This is a genomic window from Actinacidiphila sp. bgisy160, from assembly GCF_057707815.1.
On the sequence record NZ_JBYIQW010000036.1, the window covers coordinates 70,401 to 80,562 of the forward strand.

Sequence of the window (10,162 nt, forward strand, 5' to 3'; positions counted from 1 at the left end):
GGGCCCGTGCCCCCGCGGCCCCTCGCGCGGCACCGGGCCGTCACTCGGCGGCGACGGCCACCGGGGGACTTGCGGGGGTCTTGGCCTCGCGGGTGACGTCGGCGACGACCTCCACCACGTCGGGTCCGTAGGCGTCGGAGTTGACAACCTTCAGCAGCAGGCAGAAGGTGCCGTCCACCCCGTACTTGCGGGACAGCCGCAGGTAGTGGCGGGCGAGGTAGCGCACGGCGGCCTGGTTGGTCACCCCGCGCTGGCCGGAGGCGAGGAAGACCGGGCGATTGTTCCCGGTGTTCTCGTCGGCGGCCAGCCGGGCCAGGAAGACGTACTCCACCTTGCCCTTCTCCATGCGGTAGGTCTCGCCGCCCACGGTCAGCGCGCCCTGCTCCTCCACGGGACCGGTGAAGTCGTTGACCTGGAAACCGGGCAGCATGGAGCGCAGATGCGCCGCCATGCGGTGGTTTGATATCGGGCCGCCGATGCAGAACTCCGTGCGCGCGCCGAAGCCTTGCCAGGCGGTGTCGTGGGGAAGGATCTCGGCGTGCGCGCCGCACTCCTTGATCAGCGCGGACAGTTCGATGAGCGCGAAGACGTCATGGCGCGCCACACTCCATCCCCGCGTCGAGCCCGGGTCGCGGTTGATCACCAGCAGGCACTCCGAGCCGGTGGGCAGTCCGAAGAAGCGCTGTTTGCGCCGCAGCTTGCGCCGCCACAGGTACGTGCGGACGAACCAGCCCAGCGCGGCGCTCAAGCCGCTCGCGGCCAGTCCCAGGACGATGTTGCGCACGTCGTCGCTCATGGGCCGGGATCGTAGTTGAGGCGTTCCTGACGAGGAAGGCAGGGTGGGGTTAGGCTGCCCGGACGGTCGCCCCAGTGGAGGTCCACGTATGCGTCGTCACGCTGTACGGAGTCTGTCGCTGCTCGCCGTAACGGCAACCGCCGCGTTGTCGGTGGCCGCGGCCCCGCCGGGGGTGGATGCCCCGGCCCGGGACGCCACACCGCCGAAGGTCCCCCTCGCCGTCGGCTACGGAGGCGCGGTCTCCAGCGTCGACGCCGACGCCTCCGCCGCCGGGATCGAGGTGCTGCGGCGCGGTGGGAACGCCGTGGACGCCGCGGTCGCCACCGCGGCCGCCCTGGGCGTCACCGAGCCGTACTCCTCGGGCATCGGCGGCGGCGGTTACTTCGTCTACTACGACGCCAAGCAGCGCGAGGTCCACACCATCGACGGCCGCGAGACGGCCCCCAAGAGCGCCACCGACCAGCTCTTCGTCGAGAACGGTCAGCCCCTCCCCTTCAACGACGCCGTCACCAGCGGTCTGAGCGTCGGTGTCCCGGGCACTCCCGCGACCTGGGACGCCGCCCTGAGATCCTGGGGCAGCCGCAGCCTGCGCGACGTGCTGAGGCCCGCCGAGCGCCTCGCCCACGACGGCTTCACCGTGGACGCCACCTTCCGCAGCCAGACGGAGGCCAACCAGGCGCGCTTCAAGGACTTCCCGGCCACCGCCGCGCTCTTCCTGCCCGGCGGGCAGCCGCCCGCCGTCGGCTCCACCCTCAAGAACCCCGATCTGGCGCGCACCTACGCCGAGCTCGGCCGCAAGGGTGTCTCCGCCGTCTACAGCGGGGGCATAGGCGCCGACATCGTGAACACCGTGCGCAAGCCGCCGGTGGACCCGGCCGCGACCCGGGTCGTCCGCCCCGGCGACCTCACGACGGCCGACCTGAAGGCCTACAAGGCCAAGCCGCAGACCCCGACCCGCGTCTCGTACCGCGGCCTGGACGTCTACGGCATGGCCCCCTCCTCCTCCGGCGGCACCACGGTCGGCGAGGCGCTGAACATCCTGGAGCGGACCGGCAGCCTCTCCCGGCTCTCCGAGGCGCGGTACCTGCACCGTTTCCTCGAGGCGAGCCGGATCTCCTTCGCCGACCGCGGGCGCTGGGTCGGCGACCCGGCCCTGGAGAAGGTCCCGACCGCCGGGCTGCTGTCCCAGTCGTTCGCCGACTCCCGGGCCTGCCTGATCAAGGACGACGCGGTGCTGACCAGCCCGGTCGCCCCCGGCGACCCGTACCACCCGGCGCGCTGCGCCCACGGCGGCAAGGCCGCCCCGACGACCTACGAGGGTGAGAACACCACCCACCTCACGGTCGCCGACAAGTGGGGCAACGTCGTCGCTTACACGCTGACCATCGAGCAGACCGGCGGCAGCGCCATCACCGTCCCCGGACGCGGTTTCCTGCTCAACAACGAGCTGACCGACTTCTCGTTCGTCCCGGCCGGCGCCTCGGTCCACGACCCCAACCTGCCGGGCCCCGGGAAACGGCCGCGCTCCTCGATGTCGCCGACGATCGTGCTGAAGGACGGCCGTGCCGACTTCGCGCTCGGCTCGCCCGGCGGTGCCACGATCATCACCACCGTGCTGCAGGTGCTGACCGAGCACGTCGACCGCGGCATGCCGCTGGTGGACGCGATCGCCGCGCCGCGCGCCAGCCAGCGCAACGCCGCGAGCACCCAGGTCGAGCCCGCCTTCCTCGCGAGCGATGTGGCGGCGGAGCTGAAGGACATCGGGCACAGCTTCACCGACGCGGGCGAGATCGGTGCCACGACCGGCGTCCAGCGGCTGCCGGACGGCCGGTGGCTCGCCGCCGCCGAGACGGTGCGCCGCGGCGGCGGCTCGGCGATGGTGGTTCAGAGCACCACGCGGTAATGGGTCGTCAGGCGCCGCTCGTCGTCGAGCACATGGAAGGCGACGCCGGGCGGCGCCGAGCGGTCGGCCACCGAGCCGTCCGGCTCGCCCTCCCACGGCATGCGCAGCGTCCACGTCACCCCGGGCGCGGCGATCAGCGGCCGACCGGCGAAGGTGGTGGCGGCGGCCGTGTGCGCGTGCCCGGTCAGGAGGGCGATCACCTCGGGGTGCGCGGCCAGCAGTTCCGCCAGGGCGCCGGACCGGCCCAGCCGGTAGCCGTCCGGCAGCGGATGGTGGAGCGCGACGGGCGGGTGGTGGAAGGCCACCAGCGCCGGGGTGCCAGGGGCCAGCCCGTCCAGCGTCGCGGACAGCCACCCCAGGGTCTCCTCGTCCAGGAGCCCGTCGTCCTCCTCCGGGATCGTCGAGTCGCACATCAGCACCGTCGTCCCGGCCACGAGGTGCGCGCGGTTCACCGGTCCAGCCGCCTCGGACTCGCCCAGCAGCGCCTTGCGGTAGGCGGCGCGCCGGTCGTGGTTGCCCGGGCAGGGGAGCACCGGGAAGGGCGCTTCGAGGATCCGGGCGGCCTCCTCGTACTCGCCGGGCGCGCCGTGGTCGGCGATGTCCCCCGTGACCAGCAGCGCGTCCGGCGGCTGCGGGAGCCCGCGCAGGTATGCCATGACGCGGGTGGCGCGCTCCGTCGAGCGTTCGGTGCCGTCGAGATGCAGATCGCTGATGTGAGCCAGCAGCATGGGCCGCTCCCCTCCAAGCCTAATGTTTAGCCTCGTCTATACCATTAGAACGGTAGAGTGCGGCCGGCGGACGAACAAGAGGAGGGGTGCCGTGGAGCGCTACCTGGCCCTGGAGCTGGTGAGCACCATCCGGCACGACGGCGACGGAGGCGTCACCGACGACCTCGGCGACGCCTCCGCGCTCACGGCGTGGGTCCGCGAGCACCTGCCCGAGGCCGGCGGCCTCACCGCGGACGACACCTCCCTCCGTGACGTCCTCGCTCTGCGCCGCGCTGTACGGGCCCTCTTCGCCCGCGCCGTGGCGCCCGGACCGCCGAGCTCCGCCGACGCCCGGCGCCTGATGCCCGCCGGGGAGGCCCTAGCGCACCTCAATGCCGCCGCCGCGCGGGTCCCCGTCGCCCCCCGGCTCGTGTGGGACGCCGGGCGGGCTCCCGTCACCCGACTGGAGCCGGGGGCTGAGCCGGCCGATCCCGCCGCCCGGATCGTCGCCGAACTCGCCCGTGCCGCCGTCGACTTCCTCGCCGGACCCGAGCGCGAACGGCTGCGTGCCTGCACCGCGCCCCGGTGCGTCCGGTACTTCGTCAAGTCCCACGGCCGCCAGGAGTGGTGCAAGCCGTCCTGCGGCAACCGCGCCCGTGTCGCCCGCCATTACCGCCGTCACCACCCGGAGGCGGCCCAGTCCTGAGGGGGAGTGGCGCCGCGGCGGCGGATCCCGGCCGAGGGGCGCGCCGCCGTGCCTCCGCGCCGGGCGCGAGCGCCCGTGCAGCCTCTGCCCCCTGCGTGAAAACTCTCCGTAGCGCTCCCGTAACACGACGGGTGTCGAATGCCGTGCGGACCACACGCTTGCGCCGCCCGGCGGCGGACAGGGAGGAGCGACAGTGGAACGCGGGGCGCGCAGCCAGGTCAGCGAGCGGGTCGGGGAGTTCGCCCGGTACCTCCGGGGCCTCGTTGCCGCGGCGGGCGACACGCCCGGCTGGTACGCGGTCTTCGCCGAACGCGATCCCGACGGCGTCCGTGCCTGGCTCGACGGCACCGACGTCCCGCCGTGGGACGTCGTCCTCGCCCTGCTCCAGGACGTCGCCGCCGCCGGCGGCACCCTCCCGGCGGAGCAGGCGGCCGAGCTGGCCCGCGGGCTGCACGCCGCCGCGATCGCCGCCCACGACGCCGCACCGGGCAGTGAGGTGGCGCTGAGCACACGGCTGGACGCGTTACTCCGGGAACGCCAGTACGCGGTGCTGCACGAGCGCGACGTCACCGCCGCTCTGCGCGGCGCCGCCACCGCCGCCGAGGCGGAGCGCCTCGGCAACGAGCTCGCCTGGGCTCGCGACGACCGCGAACGGGCCGTCGCGCGCTGCGCGGAGCTCCAGGCACGCATCGACGCGGTCCGCTCCCGCCCCGCCCTGCCCGACGCGTGGTTCCGCCCGGAGACCGACCCGGCCCGCCGCTCGCCGACGTCCCGCGCCCCGGCGGCGCCCCCGCCGCCGGGAGACGACGGCCCGCCCGCCGTACCCGGACCCGGCGACGGTGCCCCCGCGCAGGACCGGACGGCCCACCGGTCCTTCGGCCGCGGACGCAGGGAACGCCCCCGCGGCGGAGCCCGGTACGGCGGGGCCCGCTTCGCGGGGGCGCCCGAGGCCGAGGTGGTCGCGCCGCCCGTCGCCGCGACACCGCGGGACGGCGCCACCCCCGGCCCCCGCGGGGCACGCTTCGCAGGTGCGGCGGCTCACGACACTTCCCACGGCCACGACACTTCCCCCGCCCACGAGGCCGCGCGCGGGCGCACCGACGTCCGGGAGGGGCACGCCCGCGGGGAGGCCGCGCGGCAGACCGCGGCGCGCATGGCGGAACTGCGCCGCACCGGCCGTACCGGCGAGGCGTACGTGCTGATGAGCGAGGCCCTCGCGGGGCCGCCCGAGGACGTCCCCGAGCTCGCGGCCGCTCTGGAGCGCTCGGGGCTGGCCGCGGACGTGGCCACCCTGCTGTGGGAGCTGGCCGCGCAGACCCCGCAGCGTCTGGCGGTCGCCGCGACCGCCCTGGACTCGGCCGGCCGCGGCGACGACTGCAGGGCCCTGCTGCACCAGGCGGCCGCCCGGCCCTCCGCCGAGGTCGCCGCGACCGCGGGGGCCCTCCTCGACGCCGGCCGGCGGGACGCGGCGCTGAGCCTGCTGGTCGCCCTCGTCCGCGCCCGCAGCCCCGAGACGGCGGCGGGCATCGCCCACGACCGCGCCGGGCTCGTCGGCCCGATCCTGGAAGCGGCGGGCCTGGTGTCGGTGTCCAAGCGCCGCGACGTGGCCGCCGCACTGCGCCGAGCGGGTCTGCCCGACCGTGAAATCTGATCGGCTTCGTTGAGTAACGGCGCCGGTATTGCCACAGTGGGCTGTGGGCTCTTACGTTCGTCCCAGCGCCGGATCTACGTGCGTAGACCCGCCCGCCGTTCCGGCGTGACCTCGCGTCAAAGGAGCTGTCATGCCCAATGTCGTACGCGCCGCGCTCGTGCAGGCGACGTGGACCGGTGACACCGAGTCGATGATCGCGAAGCACGAGGAGCACGCCCGCGAGGCGGCCGCGCAGGGCGCACAGGTGATCGGCTTCCAGGAGGTGTTCAACTCGCCGTACTTCTGCCAGGTGCAGGAGCCCGAGAACTACCGCTGGGCCGAGCGGGTGCCGGACGGCCCGACCGTGCAGCGCATGCAGGCCCTCGCCCGGGAGACGGGCATGGTGACAGTGGTGCCGGTCTACGAGATCGAGCAGGACGGCTTCTACTACAACACCGCCGCCGTGATCGACGCCGACGGCAGATACCTCGGCAAGTACCGCAAGCACCACATCCCGCAGGTGAAGGGCTTCTGGGAGAAGTACTACTTCAAGCCCGGGAACCTGGGGTGGCCGGTCTTCGACACGGCGGTCGGCAAGGTCGGCGTCTACATCTGCTACGACCGCCACTTCCCCGAGGGCTGGCGGGCACTGGGCCTCGCCGGCGCACAACTGGTCTACAACCCCTCGGCGACCCACCGCGGGCTCTCCTCGTACCTGTGGCAACTGGAGCAGCCGGCCGCGGCCGTCGCCAACGAGTACTACGTCGCCGCCATCAACCGGGTCGGCCAGGAACCGGACTACGGCGACAACGACTTCTACGGCACGTCCTACTTCGTCGACCCGCGCGGCCAGTTCGTGGGCGACGTCGCCTCCGACAAGGAGGAGCAACTGATCGTGCGTGACCTGGACTTCGACCTGATCCCCGCGGTGCGCCAGCAGTGGGCCTTCTACCGGGACCGCCGCCCTGACGCCTACGGCACCCTGACGGAGGCGTGAACACGTCCATGACCATCACCGAGAACCCGCACGCCGCGCTCCACTCCCGCCACCGGGCCGTGATGCCGCAGTGGCTCGCGACGTACTACCGGGAGCCCATCGAGATCACCCACGGCGAGGGTCGTCACGTCTGGGACGCCGAGGGCCGGCAGTACCTCGACTTCTTCGGCGGCATCCTCACCACCATGACCGCCCACGCCCTGCCGGAGGTCACCGCCGCGATCCGCGAGCAGGCCGGGCGGATCCTGCACTCCTCCACGCTCTACCTGAGCTCGCAGGCCGTCGACCTCGCCGAGCGCATCGCCCGCCTGTCGGGCATCCCCGACGCCCGGGTCTTCTTCACCACCTCCGGCACGGAGGCGAACGACACCGCGCTGCTGCTCGCCACCACCTACCGGAAGTCCAACCAGATCCTGGCGCTGCGCAACAGCTACCACGGCCGTTCCTTCTCGGCGATCGGCATCACCGGCAACACCTCCTGGTCGCCGACGAGCCTGTCGCCGCTGCAGACGCTGTACGTGCACGGCGGTGTCCGCCACCGCGGCCCGTACGCGCACCTGTCCGACGCCGAGTTCACGGCCGCGTGCGTGGCGGACCTGGAGGACATGCTCGGCCAGGCCAACGGCCAGGTCGCCGCCCTGATCGCCGAGCCGGTCCAGGGTGTCGGGGGCTTCACCTCGGGCCCGGACGGGCTGCTCGCCGCCTTCAAGCGGGTCCTGGACCGGCACGGCATTCTCTGGATCACAGACGAGGTGCAGACCGGCTGGGGCAGGACCGGTGAGCACTTCTGGGGCTGGCAGGCGCACGAGGGCTCCGGTCCGCCGGATGTCCTGACCTTCGCCAAGGGCGTAGGCAACGGCCTGTCCATGGGCGGCGTCGTCGCCCGCGCCGAGGTGATGAACTGCCTCACCGCGAACTCCATCTCCACCTTCGGCGGCAGCCCCATCACCACGGCCGGCGCGCTGGCCAACCTTCAGTACCTCCTCGACCACGACCTGCAGGGCAATGCCCGGCGCGTGGGCGGCCTGCTCAAGTCGCGGCTGGAGGCGATCTCCGCCGGGCTCCCGGTGGTGCGCGAGGTGCGCGGCCGCGGACTGATGCTCGGCGTCGAGCTGGCCTCGCCGGCCGCGGCGGGCGTGGTTCTGGAGGCGGCCCGCGAGGGCGGTCTGCTGATCGGCAAGGGCGGCCGGGAAGGCGACGCGCTGCGCATCGCCCCGCCGCTCTCCCTGACCGTCTCCGAGGCGGAGGAGGGCGCCTCGATCCTGGAGTCGGCGCTCAAGCAGGCGCAGAGCGAGCTGGGTGACGGCCTGTCCTGACGGGCGTGTCCTGATGGGGGTCACATGGGCTCGCCGGGGCCGGGGCCGGGGCCGGGGCCACGGGCCCCGGCCCCGTGCCGCCGCGGTCAGAGCTCCAGGTCGACGACGAGCGGCCGGTGATCGGAGACCGGCACGGCCGGCGCCCTCGCGGAGCGCACGGCGGCCGGCCCGACACCCGCCGCCAGTACGTGGTCGAACTGCACCACCGGACGGTGCGAGGGGTAGGTACGCGTACGGGCCAGTGCCCGCCAGGCCCCGCCCAGCGCCAGCGACGGCACCGGGCCCACCAGGTTGAGATCGCCCAGGAGCAGGTGGGGCCGGGGCAGGCCGGCGATCCATCGGCGGACCGCGACCAACTGGCCCACGTTCCAGCCGGGGACGAACGAAAGGTGCACCGCGACCACCGTGAACGGGCCGCGCGCACCCTCCAGGACAGCGGCCAGGGCGCAGCGTGGCCGGTCGGCCATCATCCGGAGCCCGGCGACCCCGGGCACCCGCAGCGGCAGCCCCACGGGCGAGGGGGACAGCCGCCGGGCCCGCCACTCCCGTACGGGAAGCCGGGTGGCCAGGGCGATCCCTTGCGACGGCGGGCCGTTGCCGTGGGCCGCGTCCTCCGGCCTGTACACACGCATCCCGGGCTCGGCCGGATCGCGCACCCACCCGGTGCCCGGCACCGAGCGGCCGTGCGCCGCCGACGCGTAGCGCCATTCGCCGGCTCCCGACGCCGCGGCGGCGGCCGCGGCCTGATCGACGCGGCCCGACCGCTCCTGGAAGCGGTCGAGTTCCTGCAGCGCGAGGACGTCGGCGTCCAGGGACGCGACGGCCCGCGCGAGCGGCTCCCCGGCGGCGGCACCGCCGGGGAAGGGGGCCGGTCTGCCGTCCCTGATCGGCAGGCCGTGCAGCACGTTGAACGTCGCAAGCCTCATGGGCGCGCCGCCCGCGGCCCGGCGTGGGCGGGGGAGGGCGACTCGGCGCCGTCCCGGCGCCGCGGACGGCCCGGTCTGCGGAAGTGGGCATACGGCGGGTACGCCTTGAAGGCGACGTCGAGCTCGGGCCCGCGCCCGCGGTCACGGGACTCCAGCAGCGGAGTGAGCTGTTCGACCAGGGCCATGTGCCCCTTCACCACGCCCTTCTGACGCGGCCCCTGACCGGCCGCCCGCGCCAACTGCGTGGCGGCGAAGGAGAACGTACCGCGGCTGCCGACGAGGAACAGCGTCCGCGCGTGGCCGACCGGCCGCAGCAGGTCGCGGGAGTCCGCGTGACCGTACCGCTTCCACCACGCGTCGGCGTCGCGTGCCGTGCGTGCCTCGTCCGTATGGACCGTCAGGGGCACCCCGCCGGTCAGCCGGCGGCGCAGCCGGGGCCACGCGCTCACCCGCAGGCCCAGCGAGTGGTGGACCAGGACGAGATCGACGCGGCCGCCGCCCGCCTCCAGATACGCCTCCTCGTCCAGGGGTACGCCGCCGCGCAGGGGGACGTGGACGACGGTATGGCGGGAGCAGGCCGCGAAGGAGAACAGCCCGGCCAGGGTCGAGAGCCCGCTGTGGTCGCCGACCAGGAAACCGTACATGGCCGGGTCGGTGAGCGCCGTGTGGCGCGGGGGATGCCACGGCTGCACGACGCGGTGCTCCACCGGGCCGGTGCGCGGGCGGAAGTGACGCAGCCTCAGGCGCATGCGGGATCCTCCATCCGCCCATCGTCGCCGTGCCGCCGCGGCCGGGGCAACGCGATTTCGCATCTCGTCGCATACAGACCCACACACCCGTTTCGTGGCATATTGTGAGCGTTCGCCGTACGGGGATGCGGAGGAGGCGCCTTCGTCCCCGTCGATGGAGAGCAGCGGTATTGCCACCGTGGGTGACCGGTCATACGTTTCCACCATGGCGGGGTCTACGTGCGTAGAGCCTTTCCGGCATGGCATCGAGGTTTCCGGGGACCCCGCCCCTCAGCCATGGGAAGGAGTGGGAGCATGAGCCGCATCGTCATCCGGGGCGGACTGGTCGTCACCGCCGCGGACGAGGTCCACGCCGACGTCCTCGTCGAGGGGGGCCGGGTCGCCGCCCTCGCGTCGCACGACTCCGACCCGGCGCAGGGCTGGACCGCGTCC

Annotated in this window: 9 protein-coding genes; 5 read left to right on the forward strand and 4 right to left on the reverse strand. The window is 73.9% G+C overall.

The features are described 5' to 3' along the window. Window positions 1-40: 40 nt before the first annotated feature. Window positions 41-796, reverse strand: a complete 756-nt coding sequence (locus AC3EUJ_RS25355) for a hypothetical protein (protein WP_431965114.1) — start codon at window positions 794-796, stop codon at window positions 41-43. A gap of 88 nt (window positions 797-884) precedes the next feature. Here AC3EUJ_RS25355 and ggt point away from each other — a divergent pair, with 88 nt between their 5' ends. After that, entirely contained in the window at window positions 885-2,699 is a 1,815-nt protein-coding gene (gene ggt, locus AC3EUJ_RS25360) for a gamma-glutamyltransferase (protein WP_431965116.1), read from the forward strand. On the opposite strand, the gene AC3EUJ_RS25365 is transcribed toward ggt, so the two are convergent. Beyond that, a complete protein-coding gene (locus AC3EUJ_RS25365; RefSeq protein ID WP_431965118.1) occupies window positions 2,681-3,427 on the reverse strand; it encodes a metallophosphoesterase in 747 nt (248 codons plus the stop codon). The genes ggt and AC3EUJ_RS25365 overlap by 19 nt on opposite strands. A gap of 91 nt (window positions 3,428-3,518) precedes the next feature. Here AC3EUJ_RS25365 and AC3EUJ_RS25370 point away from each other — a divergent pair, with 91 nt between their 5' ends. The 4 genes from AC3EUJ_RS25370 (at window position 3,519) to AC3EUJ_RS25385 (ending at window position 8,055) form a co-directional block, all read left to right on the forward strand. Then, window positions 3,519-4,112, forward strand: a complete 594-nt coding sequence (locus tag AC3EUJ_RS25370; protein ID WP_431965120.1) for a CGNR zinc finger domain-containing protein — start codon at window positions 3,519-3,521, stop codon at window positions 4,110-4,112. A gap of 193 nt (window positions 4,113-4,305) precedes the next feature. Beyond that, complete coding sequence (locus tag AC3EUJ_RS25375; RefSeq protein ID WP_431965122.1) at window positions 4,306-5,763, forward strand: hypothetical protein; 1,458 nt, start codon at window positions 4,306-4,308, stop codon at window positions 5,761-5,763. 130 nt (window positions 5,764-5,893) lie between these two features. After that, window positions 5,894-6,739 (forward strand): nitrilase-related carbon-nitrogen hydrolase, encoded by an 846-nt coding sequence (locus AC3EUJ_RS25380; protein WP_431965124.1) that lies wholly within the window; start codon window positions 5,894-5,896, stop codon window positions 6,737-6,739. 8 nt (window positions 6,740-6,747) lie between these two features. Next, window positions 6,748-8,055 carry an aspartate aminotransferase family protein gene (locus AC3EUJ_RS25385; protein WP_431965126.1) on the forward strand — a complete coding sequence of 436 codons (1,308 nt, stop codon included), beginning with the start codon at window positions 6,748-6,750 and terminating at the stop codon, window positions 8,053-8,055. Between the two features lie 86 nt (window positions 8,056-8,141). Here AC3EUJ_RS25385 and AC3EUJ_RS25390 read toward each other — a convergent pair whose 3' ends face one another. Then, the gene (locus AC3EUJ_RS25390; protein WP_431965128.1) at window positions 8,142-8,981 is read right to left on the reverse strand and encodes an endonuclease/exonuclease/phosphatase family protein; all 840 of its coding nucleotides are present in this window, start codon (window positions 8,979-8,981) and stop codon (window positions 8,142-8,144) included. Further along, a complete protein-coding gene (locus AC3EUJ_RS25395; RefSeq protein WP_431965130.1) occupies window positions 8,978-9,730 on the reverse strand; it encodes a hypothetical protein in 753 nt (250 codons plus the stop codon). Before AC3EUJ_RS25395 ends, AC3EUJ_RS25390 begins: the two co-directional genes overlap by 4 nt. Window positions 9,731-10,162 lie beyond the last annotated feature (432 nt).

Excerpts from the sequence above, each read along its gene's own strand:
- AC3EUJ_RS25355 (WP_431965114.1), bottom strand. The coding sequence starts at position 796 with ATGAGCGACGACGTGCGCAACATCGTCCTGGGACTGGCCGCGAGCGGC.
- ggt (WP_431965116.1), top strand. The coding sequence starts at position 885 with ATGCGTCGTCACGCTGTACGGAGTCTGTCGCTGCTCGCCGTAACGGCA.
- AC3EUJ_RS25365 (WP_431965118.1), bottom strand. The coding sequence starts at position 3,427 with ATGCTGCTGGCTCACATCAGCGATCTGCATCTCGACGGCACCGAACGC.
- AC3EUJ_RS25380 (WP_431965124.1), top strand. The coding sequence starts at position 5,894 with ATGCCCAATGTCGTACGCGCCGCGCTCGTGCAGGCGACGTGGACCGGT.
- AC3EUJ_RS25385 (WP_431965126.1), top strand. The coding sequence starts at position 6,748 with ATGACCATCACCGAGAACCCGCACGCCGCGCTCCACTCCCGCCACCGG.
- AC3EUJ_RS25390 (WP_431965128.1), bottom strand. The coding sequence starts at position 8,981 with ATGAGGCTTGCGACGTTCAACGTGCTGCACGGCCTGCCGATCAGGGAC.
- AC3EUJ_RS25395 (WP_431965130.1), bottom strand. The coding sequence starts at position 9,730 with ATGCGCCTGAGGCTGCGTCACTTCCGCCCGCGCACCGGCCCGGTGGAG.